General features: G+C 60.0%; 16 protein-coding genes and 1 pseudogene. 12 read left to right on the top strand and 5 right to left on the bottom strand.

Going from position 1 to position 13,944, the window contains the following annotated elements:
• Nucleotides 1-98 precede the first annotated feature (98 nt).
• From ACZZZ4_RS01185 to ACZZZ4_RS01170, 4 genes are all read left to right on the top strand, one after another.
• The gene (locus ACZZZ4_RS01185; protein WP_129997374.1) at nt 99-812 is read left to right on the top strand and encodes a GntR family transcriptional regulator; all 714 of its coding nucleotides are present in this window, start codon (nt 99-101) and stop codon (nt 810-812) included.
• A complete protein-coding gene (locus ACZZZ4_RS01180) occupies nt 809-1,807 on the top strand; it encodes an ADP-ribosylglycohydrolase family protein (protein ID WP_463547075.1) in 999 nt (332 codons plus the stop codon). Before ACZZZ4_RS01185 ends, ACZZZ4_RS01180 begins: the two co-directional genes overlap by 4 nt.
• A 202-nt stretch (nt 1,808-2,009) precedes the next feature.
• Nucleotides 2,010-3,476: a purine-cytosine permease family protein gene (locus tag ACZZZ4_RS01175; protein ID WP_463547074.1), complete on the top strand. Its 1,467-nt coding sequence runs from the start codon at nt 2,010-2,012 to the stop codon at nt 3,474-3,476.
• Nucleotides 3,469-4,398: a PfkB family carbohydrate kinase gene (locus ACZZZ4_RS01170; protein ID WP_463547073.1), complete on the top strand. Its 930-nt coding sequence runs from the start codon at nt 3,469-3,471 to the stop codon at nt 4,396-4,398. Before ACZZZ4_RS01175 ends, ACZZZ4_RS01170 begins: the two co-directional genes overlap by 8 nt.
• A gap of 105 nt (nt 4,399-4,503) precedes the next feature.
• Here ACZZZ4_RS01170 and ACZZZ4_RS01165 read toward each other — a convergent pair whose 3' ends face one another.
• The 5 genes and pseudogenes from ACZZZ4_RS01165 to ACZZZ4_RS01145 all read right to left on the bottom strand — a co-directional run bounded on the left by ACZZZ4_RS01165 (nt 4,504) and on the right by ACZZZ4_RS01145 (nt 7,629).
• Entirely contained in the window at nt 4,504-4,884 is a 381-nt protein-coding gene (locus ACZZZ4_RS01165; protein ID WP_463547072.1) for a Rho termination factor N-terminal domain-containing protein, read from the bottom strand.
• A gap of 61 nt (nt 4,885-4,945) precedes the next feature.
• Nucleotides 4,946-5,203: a hypothetical protein gene (locus ACZZZ4_RS01160; protein WP_024013907.1), complete on the bottom strand. Its 258-nt coding sequence runs from the start codon at nt 5,201-5,203 to the stop codon at nt 4,946-4,948.
• Between the two features lie 44 nt (nt 5,204-5,247).
• Nucleotides 5,248-5,592: a hypothetical protein gene (locus tag ACZZZ4_RS01155; RefSeq protein WP_463547071.1), complete on the bottom strand. Its 345-nt coding sequence runs from the start codon at nt 5,590-5,592 to the stop codon at nt 5,248-5,250.
• Between the two features lie 39 nt (nt 5,593-5,631).
• A complete protein-coding gene (locus ACZZZ4_RS01150; protein WP_463547070.1) occupies nt 5,632-6,867 on the bottom strand; it encodes an MFS transporter in 1,236 nt (411 codons plus the stop codon).
• Nucleotides 6,868-6,976: 109 nt separating this feature from the next.
• A pseudogene (locus ACZZZ4_RS01145) lies at nt 6,977-7,629 on the bottom strand (HD domain-containing protein).
• 225 nt (nt 7,630-7,854) lie between these two features.
• Between ACZZZ4_RS01145 and ACZZZ4_RS01140 the strand changes: the two are divergent.
• From ACZZZ4_RS01140 to dgoD, 8 genes are all read left to right on the top strand, one after another.
• Nucleotides 7,855-8,334, top strand: a complete 480-nt coding sequence (locus ACZZZ4_RS01140) for a GNAT family N-acetyltransferase (protein ID WP_041479417.1) — start codon at nt 7,855-7,857, stop codon at nt 8,332-8,334.
• A gap of 159 nt (nt 8,335-8,493) precedes the next feature.
• Nucleotides 8,494-9,156 (top strand): hypothetical protein, encoded by a 663-nt coding sequence (locus ACZZZ4_RS01135; RefSeq protein WP_463547069.1) that lies wholly within the window; start codon nt 8,494-8,496, stop codon nt 9,154-9,156.
• Nucleotides 9,153-9,647, top strand: coding sequence for a PAAR domain-containing protein (locus ACZZZ4_RS01130; protein ID WP_041479413.1), 495 nt, complete (start codon nt 9,153-9,155; stop codon nt 9,645-9,647). Before ACZZZ4_RS01135 ends, ACZZZ4_RS01130 begins: the two co-directional genes overlap by 4 nt.
• 6 nt (nt 9,648-9,653) lie before the next feature.
• Complete coding sequence (locus ACZZZ4_RS01125) at nt 9,654-10,388, top strand: alpha/beta hydrolase (RefSeq protein WP_415761826.1); 735 nt, start codon at nt 9,654-9,656, stop codon at nt 10,386-10,388.
• 3 nt (nt 10,389-10,391) lie between these two features.
• Nucleotides 10,392-10,889 carry a hypothetical protein gene (locus ACZZZ4_RS01120; protein ID WP_463547068.1) on the top strand — a complete coding sequence of 166 codons (498 nt, stop codon included), beginning with the start codon at nt 10,392-10,394 and terminating at the stop codon, nt 10,887-10,889.
• A 139-nt stretch (nt 10,890-11,028) separates the two neighbouring features.
• Nucleotides 11,029-12,018: a 2-dehydro-3-deoxygalactonokinase gene (locus ACZZZ4_RS01115; protein WP_463547067.1), complete on the top strand. Its 990-nt coding sequence runs from the start codon at nt 11,029-11,031 to the stop codon at nt 12,016-12,018.
• A 19-nt stretch (nt 12,019-12,037) separates the two neighbouring features.
• The gene (locus tag ACZZZ4_RS01110; RefSeq protein ID WP_463547066.1) at nt 12,038-12,658 is read left to right on the top strand and encodes a 2-dehydro-3-deoxy-6-phosphogalactonate aldolase; all 621 of its coding nucleotides are present in this window, start codon (nt 12,038-12,040) and stop codon (nt 12,656-12,658) included.
• A 60-nt stretch (nt 12,659-12,718) separates the two neighbouring features.
• Nucleotides 12,719-13,867, top strand: a complete 1,149-nt coding sequence (gene dgoD / locus ACZZZ4_RS01105) for a galactonate dehydratase (protein ID WP_463547065.1) — start codon at nt 12,719-12,721, stop codon at nt 13,865-13,867.
• The last annotated feature ends 77 nt before the right edge of the window (nt 13,868-13,944 follow it).

Raw genomic sequence — 13,944 nt, 5'->3', positions numbered from 1 at the left:
AGGCTCGCTCCCACAGTTGATCGCGCCATTCCTGCCTTTTGTCATCTCCATTAAATAATTCTTGCTCGTCAGCGACCGTTTCGGTTATCAATTTGTACATGATTAGACAGGTACGATTCGACAAGAAACAACGGGTGGTCGACGAGCTCGTCCGACGCATCGAAAGCGGCCTCATGGAGGACGGCTTTCTGTTGCCCGGCGAACATCAGTTGGCTCAAGAATTCCAGGTCAGCCGTGGCACCTTGCGTGAGGCGCTGGCCGAACTGAAGCGGCGTAAATACATCGCCACGCAGAGCGGTGTCGGCTCCATCGTCACCTTCGACGGTGTCGCGCTGGATCAGCGCAGCGGCTGGGCGCAGGCGCTGGCCGACAGCGGGGCGCTGATCAATACCGAAGTCTTGCGCCTCGAAGCCGTGACCCGCCCGGATCTGCTGGTGCGTTTTGGCACCGATCAATTCATCACCCTCGATCGTCGCCGGCGCGCCACCGACGGTACGCTGGTGTCTCTGGAACGATCCTTGATGCCGGCCAACGGCGGCCTGGAAAGCCTGCCTCGCGTCGGTTTGATCGACAATTCCCTGACTATCACCCTGGCCGCCTACGGCTACATCGGCGAGCGCGGCGATCAGTGGATCGGCGCCGAGCCGCTGAATGCCGAAGACGCCGAGCTGCTCGGTCGCCCGGTCGGCACGGTGTTTCTCAAAGCGTTGCGCACTACTTACGACCGGCAGAACCGTTTCATGGAACAGGTCGAAAGCCTGCTCGACCCGGTGCACTTTCGTCTGCACCTGCAATTCGGAGAATCGAAATGACCGCGCTCAATCGTGCGCTTGGCGCTTTCTATGGTCTGGCCCTGGGTGATGCGTTGGGCATGCCGACGCAGTCGCTCAACCGCGAAACGATCAAAGCGCGCTTCGGCCAGATCACTGATCTGCAGGACGCAGGTCCCTTGCAACCGATCGCCGCGAACATGCCCAAAGGCTCGATCACCGATGACACCGAGCAGGCGATCCTGGTCGGCGAATTACTGGTCGAAGGCCAAGGCCGCATTGAGCCGGCGGTCCTCGCTCAGCGCTTGATCGAATGGGAAGCCGAGATGCAGGCCAAAGGCTCGCAGGACTTGCTCGGCCCCTCGACCAAACGCGCCATTGAAATGATCCTCGCCGGGCACTCCCCGGAAGAAGCCGGGCGCTACGGCACCACCAATGGCGCAGCCATGCGCATCACCCCGGTGGGGATTGCTGTGAACGTGGCCGATCCGCAGCGCTTCATTGCGGCGGTCGTGCAAGCGTGCCAAGTGACGCATAACACCACGCTGGGAATTTCCAGTGCGGCGGCGGTGGCGGCGGTGGTCTCCGCTGGCATCAACGGCGTTGATCTGGGCGAGGCGCTGAACCTCGGCCAGCAGATCGCCCAGCAGGCTGAAGCCCACGGGCACTGGGTCGCTGGCGGGCGCATGGCGTCGCGCATCAGTTGGGCGCGCAGTATCAGCGTCGACAGTGACAAAGCACTGCTGGCGGATCTGCTCTACGACGTGATCGGTACATCGGTGGCGTCGCAGGAGTCGGTGGTGGTTTCATTCGCCCTGGCCCAACAAGTGGCCATCGGTGAGATGACGGCATTCGAGGCGTTGTGCATGGCCGCCAGCCTCGGTGGCGACACGGATACCATCGCGGCGATTCTCGGCGCCATGCTCGGGGCCTGCCTGGGCCTTGAGTGCTGGCCGGAGCAGATGATCGAGACGGTGAAAGCTGTTAATCATCTGCAGCTTGAGCCGTTGGTACAGGGGCTGTTGGCCTTGCGTTGACTGGCTGGCCTCTTCGCGAGCAGGCTCGCTCCCACAATTGGAATGCATTCCCTTGTGGGAGCGAGCCTGCTCGCGAAAGGGGCGGCGCATTTCTAAAGAATTCACACAGCAATGGATCGCACAGACAGGCCTCGGAAGGCCGGTTGTCTTGTCGTTTTGCATCATTGCCACAACCACAAAAAAGGCAAACAGGAGCATCTTCATGAGTTCATCAACCGCCGGGCAAACCGTCGGGCAATTGGAAACCCGGGGCATCGAGCCGGTGCCGGAAGCCGAGTGCAACGGTCATCCGTTGCAGCTGTTCTGGGTCTGGTTTGCGGCCAATATTTCCATCCTCGGCCTGCCGCTGGGCGCCACGCTGGTGGCGTTTCGCGGGCTGGCGATCTGGCAGGCGATCATCGTCGCCATCCTCGGCGCCGCCGGTTCGTTTGCCGTGGTCGGGATCATTTCGATTGCCGGGCGTCGTGGCCGCGCGCCGAGCCTGACGCTATCGCGAGCAATCTTCGGCGTGCGCGGCAACATCGGCCCGACGCTGGTTTCGCTGATGTCGCGTCTGGGTTGGGAAACCGTCAATACCACCACCGCAGCCTTCGTGCTGCTGTCGCTGTGTTCGATTCTGTTCGGCTCGCCGGTCGAGGCGAAAAGTGCGCCGATACTGACGCTGATCTTCATCGCCATCTTCGTCCTGCTGACCTTGTCGGTGTCCGGCCTCGGCCACGCGACCCTGCTGGTGATCCAGAAGTGGGCGACGTACGTGTTCGGTGCGCTGAACATTCTCGTCGGCGGTTTTCTCTGCGCGACGATCGACTGGAGCGCGGTGTTCAACGCCACGCCAGCACCGCTGAGCGCAATGATCATCGGCATCGGCACCATGGCCGCCGGCACCGGCATCGGCTGGGCCAACGCTGGTGCCGACATGTCGCGCTATCAGCATCGCAGCGTCAAGGCTGTGCGCCTGGTGGCGTCGGCGGCGTTCGGCGCAGGGATTCCGCTGGTGCTGCTGATCACCCTCGGTGGCTTGTTGTCGGTGGGCAACAATGACCTGGCGTCGGCGACTGACCCGATCGTGGCGATCCGCGACATGCTGCCGACGTGGATGGCCGTGCCGTACCTGATCACCGCGTTCGGCGGTCTGCTGCTGTCGAACAACCTGTCGGTGTACTCCGCCGGCCTGACCACGCTGACACTGGGCCTGAAGGTCAAACGCGTCTATGCGGTGGTGGTCGACATCGTCGCGATCTTCGCCGGCTCGATCTACTTCATGCTGATCGCCGACAGTTTCTACGGTCCGTTCATTACCTTCATTTCCCTGCTGGCGGTGCCGATCACTGCGTGGGTTGGGATCTTCGTGGTCGACCTGATTCATCGTCACTACTACAGCCCCAACGACCTGCTCGACGTCAGCCCGAGCAGCGCCTACTGGTATCGCGGCGGCATCGAGTGGCGCGCATTCGGCGCGTGGGCGATCGCCATCGTCCTCGGTTTCAGCTTCACCACCATCGGCACCACAGCGGAAAACGTCTGGTTCAAGGGCTTTCTGTCCGACTCCTGGCTGGGTCACAACGGCCTCGGCTGGATCGTGACCTTCGTCGTCGCTGGTGGCCTTTACCTGATACTGGGCGGCGCGAAAGATCGTCGCGCCGCGCAACCCGAGAATGCTCATGCCTAAGATGTTGCACACCGGCCAGGTCATTATCGACCTGGTCATGGCCGTGGAAAAACTGCCGCAGATTGGCGGCGACGTGCTGGCGCAGTCGGCGGGGTTCGAAGCCGGCGGCGGTTTCAACGTGATGGCCGCTGCGGTGCGTAACGGTCTGCCGGTGGTTTACCTCGGTCGCCATGGCACGGGGCGTTTCGGTGACCTGGCGCGCCAAGCGATGCAGGCGGAAGGTATCGGCATCGGCATCCGCGAACCGGCCGAGCGCGACACTGGTTTGTGCGTGGCGCTGACCGATGCCTCAGCTGAACGCAGTTTCATTTCCTACATCGGCGCCGAAGGCGAGGTGACCGAGGACGATTTGAACAGCGTGGCTGCCGAGCCTGGCGATTACGTTTATCTCAGCGGTTACAGCCTGCTGCACGAAGGCAAGGCGCAGGCGTTGCTCGACTGGACGCTGGCGCTGCCGGCGGCGGTCCATGTGGTGTTCGACCCGGGGCCGTTGGTGGAGTCGCCCGATGCGCCAATGATGCAGGCGTTGCTGCCGCGCATTGATGTGTGGACCAGCAACAGTGTCGAGGCGCTGCGGTTTACCGGAGCCGATGAGATTGGTATCGCGATGGATCGCCTCGTGGAACTGCTACCGGAAAATGTGCTGATGGTGGTGCGCGATGGACCGCAGGGTTGCTGGATTCAACAGCGTGGCGAGCGTCGACAGGTGCCGGGGTTTGCTGTGAAAGCAGTGGACAGTAATGGCGCTGGTGATGCGCATGCCGGGGTGTTTATGGCCGGATTGGCGCAGGGGTTGGAGGCACCGGAAGCGGCGCGGCGGGCCAATGCGGCGGCGGCACTGGCGGTGACGCGCTGGGGGCCGGCGACATCGCCGGGAACGGCGGAGGTGGATGCTTTTATCCGCGCGTCCTGCGGTGACTGATAAATGGCTTTCGCGAGCAGGCTCACTCCTACAGGGGAACGCATTCCAACTGTAGTAGTGAGCCTGCTCGCGATAGGGCCATCACATACGCTGAAAGATCTGGACCTAGCCAGCCTTGCGCAACGCCTCGATCAACTCCTGCTTGCGCATCGACGAGCGCCCAGGAATGTTCTTCGCTCGGGCTTCCTTCATCAGGCTGTCGACAGTCTGCGTGTCCTTCGAAGTTTCGCTGTTGCGCGAATGGCCCTTGCGACTCGCCACCGCGCGCCGCGATGACTCTTTGCGATCTTCCGACTTGGCACTCGCAGGCTTCTTGCGCCCCGAGCCGCCGGACTTCTCACCACCACCGGACTGTTTGTTTACCGTCGCCCAAGCGCGAGCCTCAGCTTCATCTTGCGACACGCCTTTTTTCTCATAGCTGTCTTCGATGTGCTCGGCCTTGCGTTTCTGTTCACTGGTGTATTTGTCTTTGCTTCCACGAGGCATGGGATTTCTCCTCAAGTTGCGGATCCGGCCGCTCGCCGCTTCGACGGCGAGCGGCGTGGCACTACTGCAGATCCAGTTTGCGCGCCGCTTCGACGCCGGCAGAACTGAGCTTGATCGGCAGGTTCAGCGAGTGTTCGCCCGCTTCGCTCAAGGTCACATGACCATGATGAATCAGCCCGCGATCCTGCAGGGCGGCGAGGGCGCTGGCCACGACTTTCTCGCCCCGGTAATTGTCCAGCACCTCCTTGCCCAAGCCGTTGGGATGCGCGTGCAGCAGGCGGGTGAGGACTTCTTTTTCCAGGTCTTTGTCGACGTTCATGGTTACCTCTTCATGGGAGTGAATAGGGCGCTCGCGTCGGCGAACTACTGACCGGCACCTTCGGAACCGGAGCCACCTGTGGTGGTTTTCGAACCGACACCGGGGCCGGCATTGTCAGGCGCAGTGGCAGGAGTGTCAGGCGTGTTCATGCCGCCCTGACGCCCCGGATCGCTGCCCTGAGTACGCGGATCGGTGCCAGTGGCGGGTGGCTGATTAATCAACGGCACGCCGGAACCATCGGTGTTCATTCCGGGGGCACTGTTGATGGCGGGCGCGCGTGGCGGGGTCGGATCGGTAGGGCCAGTGCCCGCTGCCGTGGACGAGGCGGCGAACACCGCAGGGCAGAGCAGGGCGCTGAAGACTAAAGCGGTCAACCTTGACGGGATCATAGGGCTTCTCCAGTGATTGGAATCCTTACACTGGGTTGGTCAGCCCTTATGACGGATTGGTGCCTGAGGATCGACGAACGGTCGGCCTCGGCCTTGGGTTTTTGCAGTGAATCGGCGCCATAGCAGGCGGCCGATAGTGATCAACCAGTTCGCCAGCGCCACACCCAACAACGTCAGCAGCAATGACGCCATGCCTTGCTCGACGATGAGTTTGCCGGCGAGCAACGGGAAACCGAACACCCCGATAAAGTATGCGAGACTGAACAGCAGCAGTGCTTGGGAAGTGGTGCCATCAGGTGCTTCGTTGGCGGCGAGGCCGTTAATCACCGAATAGGTCAGCCCGTAACCGACGCCGAGCATGACCGCCGCCAGCAGATAGCTGAGGCCGCCGTTGACGCCGAACGCGAAGAGCATGACCGACGCGAGCATCACACCCGACAGCAGGCACGAGGCGCGTAACGGATCGCGCTTGATCACGTAGCCTGCGATCAACATCCGGCTGCTGATCGCCGCGCCCATGAACCCCACGAAAAACCACGAATAATCCAGCGCTCGCACGGCGGCGTAGCTGGTCTGGAAACTCGACAACCCGCCAAACACACAACCGCCCAGACCGACCATGATGATCGGCAGCAAGGCCTGTGAGCTGAAGACTTGAGTGGTCGCGCGCCAAGTGATTTTCGCTGTGGTGGTTTGCGATGGGGTCAGTCTCGGAGCAAGTCGCCAGAACAGCAGCGCGCCGACGAAGCTCGCCAGCGCAGCCAGATAAAAGGCTGAAGCGAGCGGTAAATCCAGTGCACTGGCCGCCCTTCCGAACAATGGTCCGCTGCCGATCCCGCTCATCATGCTGCCGGACAGCAAAGCGAAATATTTCGCGCGCTGAGCCGGGACCACCAGATTGGCAACGATGATCGGCCCCAGGGTGTAGAACACGCCCCAACCCAATCCCAGCAGCAAACCGAAAAACAGCAGCCCGTAACCGAACCCCGATGTCATCGCAAAGCCCAGACTCGCCGCCACCAGCAACAGGGCGAACACGCCAATCGAGCGCGCCGCGCCGAGCAGATCCGCCAGATGACCACAGCCCAGTACGGCAACAAAGGTACTGAGCATCGCCGCCGAAATCACCGTGCCCGCGTCATGTTCATTGCCGCCGCGCGCACCGATCAATAGCGCCAGCAAAAACGTCGTGCCATATGACAGCGACAGCAGATAACTGGCGAGACAGAACAGACCGAACAGTTTGCCTGACACCTTGGGTGTTACATGGGACATGGCGCGCTTCCTTGAGCGGGGGAATTAACCTTGTCTGTTTATCACGGAGAACGTGCGCGTCAGGTGTGAGGTTGCTGAAGTCAGGATCGCGCTTTGCCGGAGTAAAGGATCAGACGATGCCGATTTCTTCCTTGAACTGCTCCATGAAATCCTTCAAGCGCTGATGTCGAACCCACGCCAGGCGCTGGCCGGTGGCGGTCTGAAAACCCTCGGCGAGGTGCAGCAGTTTGGTCTGGAAGTGGTCCAGGCAGAAGCGTGTGTCGTCGTATTCGCGGTGCTGCGCCTCGGGGTCTTGCGGATCGTAAATGGCCGAGCCCATGCGCCCGGCGACGTAGAAGGTGCGGGCGACGCCGAGCATGCCCAGCGAGTCGAGGCGGTCGGCGTCCTGCACGATTTTCGCTTCGAGGGTCAGCGGGGCGATGTTGGCGGAGAAGCTGTGGGCTTCGATGGCGTGGGCGACGCTGATGGTTTTTTCGCGAGGCCAGTCCATCTCCTTCAGAACGGACGAAGCTTTTTCCGCTGCCAGACGCGAAGCCTGCGAGCGTAGCGGCGAGTTTTTTCGACCGATACGCAGTCGTGCAACAGCACCGCTGCGAGCAAAACCTCGAGATCGCCGCCTTCGGTTGCATGCAGGGTGCGTGCGGTGTGCCAGACCCGCTGCAAATGGGCGAGGTCATGGGCGCCGTCGTCCGAGGGTTCGAGTGCGTGGGGCAGCAACTGCGCCGCAAGGGTCGTCATCGGCACGAATGCATTAAGGCTCATCAGATTCCTTTCAGGTTGGCTTGGTACCTGTGGGAGCGAGCTTGCTCGCGAAGGCGTCCGGTCAGGGGAAACAGATAGCGCCTGATCCACCGCTTTCGCGAGCAAGCTCGCTCCCACACAGTCCCGCGGTGTTGGCAATGACTGTACATTAATCCCGTTTTGCCATGTGACGAGCGCCGCTGCGCGCCTTAGTATGGCGCTTTAATTTGCACACAAGGCCCGTCCATGACGATCGAAATCCGCCCGGCGACCCCCAGCGATGCACCGCAGATCCTCGCCTTCATCACCGAACTCGCCGATTTCGAAAAGGCCCGTCACGAAGTCATCGCCAGCGTCGCCGACATCGAACGCAGCCTGTTCGGCGAAGGCGCCACCGCCCACGGCCTGATCTGCCTGCGCGACGGCTTGCCGATCGGCTTCGCGGTGTTCTTCTTCAGTTATTCGACCTGGCTGGGCAGCAACTGCCTGTACCTCGAAGACCTCTACATCACCCCCGAACAACGCGGCGGCGGCGCCGGCAAAACCCTGCTGCGCCACCTGGCAAAAATCGCCTGCGCCAACGACTGCGGCCGCTTCGAATGGAGCGTGCTGGAATGGAACACCCCGGCCATCGAATTCTACAAATCCCTCGGCGCACAACCGCAGGAGGAGTGGGTGCGGTATCGCATGGATGGCAAGGTGTTGCGCGAATTTGCCGAGGGCTGAGCACAATGATGGCAATCTACTGCTGATTCAGTTGTCGCCACCGCTCTAGTCCGGCATTCTGTGCGCCATTTTTGCGCGCTCACGGACGACACTTGCAATGCATCTGGCAAAATTTCTCCGCGCCTGTGGAGCCCTCGCTGCGTCAATGAGTGACCAGCTATGAGCGGACTGCAGGCGTCTATGCGTCTGTATGGTCTGGTGAAAACTACCGGCTCTTCTGACGACCCGAATCGACAGGCTGTCGAAATTCTCTGCATGGCCCAGCGCACTGGCGGCGTGGCTATACGGGCTTTCGTGTCGCGGCTTGATGCCGAGTTGATGACGCGCAGTTCCGACCTTGGCGACTACCGCGTGATAGCGCTGAGAACCTTTGATCCCACAGCGATTATCGACGCCCATCAAGGCTGGCTGATGCTGCACGTCTGTTGCGGCTTCGTCGCTCTCGCCGGCCATTCTCTGTTGAAAAACGGTGCGTTGATCCCGATGGGCTGGCACGTCTACTCCGAAGTGGGGCGCTGGACCTCCAGGCATCATCTGGACCTTGGCGTGCAAATGGGCGACTTGCTGCAATCGACTTTCGAGCGCAATCACCTGCGCAACTACAACGCCTGGCTCAACGAACTTGATGATGCAACGCCTGCCGATTTGAGTTGGCAAGCCAATGAAGCCTGGCGTGCCATACAAACCGCGACATCACCTGAAAGCCGTGAGCATTGTCATGCTCTGTTCGACCCGGTCGACAATCGCTGGCGCTTTGCCGCGACCGACATCGACATCTATCAGCCATCCCCGGCACCCCTTAAGCAAGGAGCTTTGAATTGAGTGGTAAACCCGCAGCTCGCGTCACCGACCCAACCGCCTGCCCACTGCCAGGTCACGGCACCAACCCGATTGTCTCCGGCTCGCCGGACGTATTCTTCGACGGCCTCGCTGCTGCACGCATGACCGATAAATCAGCGTGTGGCAGCCCTATCACCGGAGCGGTCTCCGGCACTGTTTTCATCAACGGCCTGAACGCCGCGATGCTCGATAGCACTGGTGGGCATGGCAATGTCGTGATCGGTGGCTCGGGAACGGTGATCATCGGCCAGAGTGGGGGAGGGGCTGCGTTTAGTGGGCTGTTGCCGATGCCGGTGCATTTCACTGACAGGTTGCAAGTGACGAATGAAGCGACTGGACAGCCAGTGCCTTATCACGCCTACACCATTCAACGAGGCGACGGAAGTGAGGAACACGGTGTAACCGATGCAAACGGATTCACGCATATGGTCAGCTCGCACGTGGCAGAAACCATTAAATTATTTGTGGAGTGATGGGTGATGTCCGAAGTCAGCGCACCGAGTGAAACACCCCACGCGAAAAGGGAAGTGAAAGCACACATACTTACCTGCAAGACCGACCAGTCCAATAAGCAGGTGGCGATATCTTTGAGAAACTTCGTTGTATTCTTTATTGGCGGTGCTGGAGATCAGGAAAGCTATTATTTCAGCGGTCCTAATAATAACGTCGATGCAGTACGCGAAATATTTCTGAGAGATGCCAAGGCTCTGAAGTTTCCTGCAGGGAAATTTGAATCATGGCCCCTTGGGTATAATGATTTCATTAGTGATAAAGATCTGTCCGAAAAAGTGCTGGCTAGAATCCCTGACTGTTCTACCGCTGTGTATATCATTGGCCATAGCTTGGGAGGTTGGAATGGCGCCCACCTCTCATCTGTTCTCACAGAAAAAGGCTATACGGTAAGAATGTTAATGACCATCGATCCTGTCGGCGAGGGAGTGATGGTTTGGGGCATTTCCAATATCTACAGGTTGCCGCCCAAGCCCAAGGCCCAGTACTGGGTCAATATTCGCGCCGCACCAAAAGTAAGAAACGTTTCAGATACAGTTGCAAGCTTCGGTGAACAGTGGGAAATCACTACCGGACCAAATGTGATGGGACAGGTAGACGTGAACCATGCGGATGCCAATATCATGTATCTGCGGCCATTGAATAATGGCAAGACTGCTCGTCAGATTTTCAACGAGTCAGTATTGAATCTATTCAAGGAGTAAGATGTGTCCCGATTTGTCTTGATGTTTGTATTAGTCGCTTGCTCCGCATGTTCAATGAATCATGGCAAGCCGATAGCAAGGCTGGTTTATTCCGGAGTCGAGGAACTGGAATATACCGGGATTTATCAGATTCGTTTTCACTCCGACGTGCAAATTCTCGAGTTGTTCAAATCCCATATCAGCCAAGGGTTAGTATGTGCGGTGGACGATGATCTGGACTTTTCTGTGGCGCATACGATAAGACGCTCCGGTTTTGGTCTCGTTGAGCGCGACGAAAAGGGCGCACCAAACGATTACAAGGCCGAAGTCATATTTAGAGAGTCCACCGGAGAAAAGGGGGCCGAATTTTTCCCCGGTGGACCAGAGCTCGGTCGTTGGATCGCGACTAAACCTTTCATTTCTTGTGTGTTCCGAACTCACACGACTACTTACAAAACGTATTTTTCCGAAATCATGCGCGTGCCTACGACTGACTTGGCACGTGCTATTAATCGGAATTGAGTCTTTTCGTCTGGAAAGGCCTCTAGCTTGGTGATCGTCATATCCCATAATATGGGATAGACATTTATATATTGAGATTTCCCCGCCCCCGGGTTTATAGTCCATCGCACTCACTGCCAAAAACAAAACAGGTGAAGCGATGCAGGCGCAATTGATCGCGCTCGATTGGGGGACGACCTCATTACGTGCTTACAAACTCGCGGCGGACGGTGTGGTGCTGGAACAGCGTGCGCTGTCGTCCGGGATCATGCAGTTGCCCAAGACTCCACGAGTGATTCACGACAGTGAATGCGCCGACGGTTTTGAACTGGCGTTTGACGAGGCCTGCGGTGACTGGCTCGATGCGCAGCCGGATCTGCCGGTGATCGCTTGCGGCATGGTCGGCAGTGCGCAGGGCTGGCGCGAAGCGGCTTACTGCGAGACGCCGGCCGACGTCGCCCATCTCGGAAATTCCCTACAAACCGTTATCAGTCTGCGCGGCAATCCGGTGCATATCGTCCCGGGCGTGATCCAGCGTTCGCGACTGCCCAATGTGATGCGGGGCGAAGAAACCCAAGTCCTCGGCGTGCTGCAAAGTCTTCCGGCCGAAGCGGGTAACGATCTGCTGATCGGCCTGCCCGGCAGCCACTCGAAATGGGTAGAAGTGGTCGATGGCCGCATCACACATTTCGACACGTTCATGACCGGCGAAGTCTTCGCCGTACTCAGCGAGCACAGCATTCTTGGCCGTACCCAGCAGCCGAGCGCGACGTTCGATGCGCAAGCGTTCGACCGCGGCGTGCAAATCGCGCTGTCGGCGGATGCCGAGCTCGGTGTGCTCTCGACCTTGTTCAGCGCCCGCACCCTCGGCCTGACCGGTGAACTGAGCCCGACCGCTCAGGCGGATTATCTCTCCGGCCTGATGATCGGCCATGAGCTGGCAGCGCTTGCCAATGTGCAGCGGCGCCGGCGCAATCAATCGAACCTTCCAGCGATCGTGCTCATCGGTAATGCGCAACTGTGCACGCGTTATCGCCGCGCCCTCGACGCCTGCGGCTTTGCTCAGGTGACGCTGGCCGAGCAGGCGACCGAGCGTGGCCTGTGGCACCTGGCGCGCGCCGCCGGACTGATCGATTCCTCATCCCGTTAACCCTGACTGGAGGCCTGACATGCTCAAGCAAGCACTGGCACAAAACGGTCTGATCGCGATTCTGCGTGGCCTGCAACCGCAGGAAGCGGCGGCTGTCGGAGAAGTCCTGTATTCCGCCGGATTTCGTGTCATCGAAGTACCGCTCAATTCCCCATCCCCGTACGAAAGTATCCGCATCCTGCGTGATGCGCTGCCCGCCGATTGCCTGATCGGTGCCGGCACCGTGCTCAGCCCCGAGCAGGTCGAGCAGGTCAAAGCGGCTGGCGGCCAAGTGATCGTCATGCCGCACAGCGATGCCAAGGTGTTGCGCGCGGCGAAAGCGGCGGGGCTGTACCTGTCGCCCGGCGTGGCCACGCCGACCGAAGCCTTCGCCGCATTGGCCGAGGGCGCGGACATTCTCAAACTGTTCCCGGCCGAGCAGATGGGCCCGGCCGTCGTCAAAGCCTGGCTCGCGGTATTGCCGGCCGGCACGGTGCTGGCGCCGGTCGGTGGCATTACACCGGACAACATGCAGGCCTTTATTGACGCTGGTGTGAAAGGTTTTGGCCTCGGTTCCGGCCTGTTCAAACCGGGCATGACACCCGAGCAGGTGGCGGTCAATGCCAAGGCCTACGTGGCTGCCTGGAAAGCCCTGCGTTAAGACTTTTGGCGCTGTGAGCGCTGCATCTAATAAAAGCTGCATTTACAAAAGAGAGCAGAGATGAAAATCACCAAACTCACGACCTTCATCGTTCCGCCGCGCTGGTGCTTCCTCAAGGTCGAAACCGACGAGGGCGTGACCGGTTGGGGCGAGCCTGTGGTCGAAGGGCGCGCGCATACCGTAGCGGCTGCGGTGGAAGAATTGTCCGACTACCTGATCGGCAAAGACCCACGCAATATCGAAGACATCTGGACCGTGCTCTATCGCGGCGGTTTCTACCGTGGCGGCGCGATCCACATGAGCGCGCTGGCGGGTATCGACCAGGCACTTTGGGACATCAAGGGCAAGGCCCTCGGCGTATCGGTCAGCGATCTGCTCGGTGGCCAAGTGCGCGACAAGATTCGTGTGTACTCGTGGATCGGCGGCGACCGTCCGGCCGACACCGCGCGTGCGGCGAAAGAAGCAGTGAGCCGTGGTTTCACGGCGGTGAAAATGAACGGTACCGAAGAGCTGCAGTTCCTTGACACCTTCGAGAAAGTCGATCTCGCCTTGGCCAACGTCGCCGCCGTGCGTGACGCGGTCGGGCCGAACGTCGGCATCGGCGTCGACTTCCATGGCCGCGTGCACAAGCCGATGGCCAAGGTGCTGATGAAGGAGCTCGACCCGTACAAACTGATGTTCATCGAAGAACCGGTGCTCAGTGAAAACTATGAAGCGCTGAAAGAACTGGCGCCGCTGACCAGCACGCCGATTGCCCTCGGCGAACGGCTGTTCTCGCGTTGGGACTTTAAACGGGTGTTGAGCGAAGGCTACGTCGACATTATCCAGCCGGATGCCTCCCACGCAGGGGGCATCACTGAAACCCGCAAGATCGCCAACATGGCCGAAGCCTACGACGTCGCGCTGGCGCTGCACTGCCCGCTGGGACCGATCGCGCTGGCGGCGTGTTTGCAATTGGACGCGGTTTGTTACAACGCGTTTATCCAGGAGCAGAGCCTGGGCATCCATTACAACGAAAGCAACGACTTGCTCGACTATGTGAAGGATCCACGGGTGTTCGACTACGACCAAGGCTTCGTCAAAATCCCGAACGGCCCGGGGCTGGGTATCGAGATCAACGAGGAATACGTGATCGAGCGTGCGGCCGTCGGCCACCGCTGGCGCAACCCGATCTGGCGCCATGCCGATGGCAGCTTTGCCGAGTGGTGAGTCTCTGACTCGCTAGCATCAGATCGTTCCCACGCTCTGCGTGGGAATGCCTCAATGGACGCTCTGCGTCCGCTGCT

This window comes from Pseudomonas sp. AC252 (genome assembly GCF_979258105.1).
The sequence above is the reverse complement of the archived record's forward strand: the minus strand, read 5'-3'. Positions and strand labels throughout refer to the sequence as shown.

What these genes read in the sequence shown, in the direction of transcription:
- ACZZZ4_RS01170 (WP_463547073.1), top strand. Translation starts at nt 3,469, where the DNA reads ATGCCTAAGATGTTGCACACCGGCCAGGTCATTATCGACCTGGTCATG.
- ACZZZ4_RS01175 (WP_463547074.1), top strand. Translation starts at nt 2,010, where the DNA reads ATGAGTTCATCAACCGCCGGGCAAACCGTCGGGCAATTGGAAACCCGG.
- ACZZZ4_RS01160 (WP_024013907.1), bottom strand. Translation starts at nt 5,203, where the DNA reads ATGAACGTCGACAAAGACCTGGAAAAAGAAGTCCTCACCCGCCTGCTG.
- dgoD (WP_463547065.1), top strand. Translation starts at nt 12,719, where the DNA reads ATGAAAATCACCAAACTCACGACCTTCATCGTTCCGCCGCGCTGGTGC.
- ACZZZ4_RS01140 (WP_041479417.1), top strand. Translation starts at nt 7,855, where the DNA reads ATGACGATCGAAATCCGCCCGGCGACCCCCAGCGATGCACCGCAGATC.
- ACZZZ4_RS01180 (WP_463547075.1), top strand. Translation starts at nt 809, where the DNA reads ATGACCGCGCTCAATCGTGCGCTTGGCGCTTTCTATGGTCTGGCCCTG.
- ACZZZ4_RS01115 (WP_463547067.1), top strand. Translation starts at nt 11,029, where the DNA reads ATGCAGGCGCAATTGATCGCGCTCGATTGGGGGACGACCTCATTACGT.
- ACZZZ4_RS01155 (WP_463547071.1), bottom strand. Translation starts at nt 5,592, where the DNA reads ATGATCCCGTCAAGGTTGACCGCTTTAGTCTTCAGCGCCCTGCTCTGC.
- ACZZZ4_RS01165 (WP_463547072.1), bottom strand. Translation starts at nt 4,884, where the DNA reads ATGCCTCGTGGAAGCAAAGACAAATACACCAGTGAACAGAAACGCAAG.
- ACZZZ4_RS01110 (WP_463547066.1), top strand. Translation starts at nt 12,038, where the DNA reads ATGCTCAAGCAAGCACTGGCACAAAACGGTCTGATCGCGATTCTGCGT.
- ACZZZ4_RS01135 (WP_463547069.1), top strand. Translation starts at nt 8,494, where the DNA reads ATGAGCGGACTGCAGGCGTCTATGCGTCTGTATGGTCTGGTGAAAACT.
- ACZZZ4_RS01185 (WP_129997374.1), top strand. Translation starts at nt 99, where the DNA reads ATGATTAGACAGGTACGATTCGACAAGAAACAACGGGTGGTCGACGAG.
- ACZZZ4_RS01150 (WP_463547070.1), bottom strand. Translation starts at nt 6,867, where the DNA reads ATGTCCCATGTAACACCCAAGGTGTCAGGCAAACTGTTCGGTCTGTTC.
- ACZZZ4_RS01125 (WP_415761826.1), top strand. Translation starts at nt 9,654, where the DNA reads ATGTCCGAAGTCAGCGCACCGAGTGAAACACCCCACGCGAAAAGGGAA.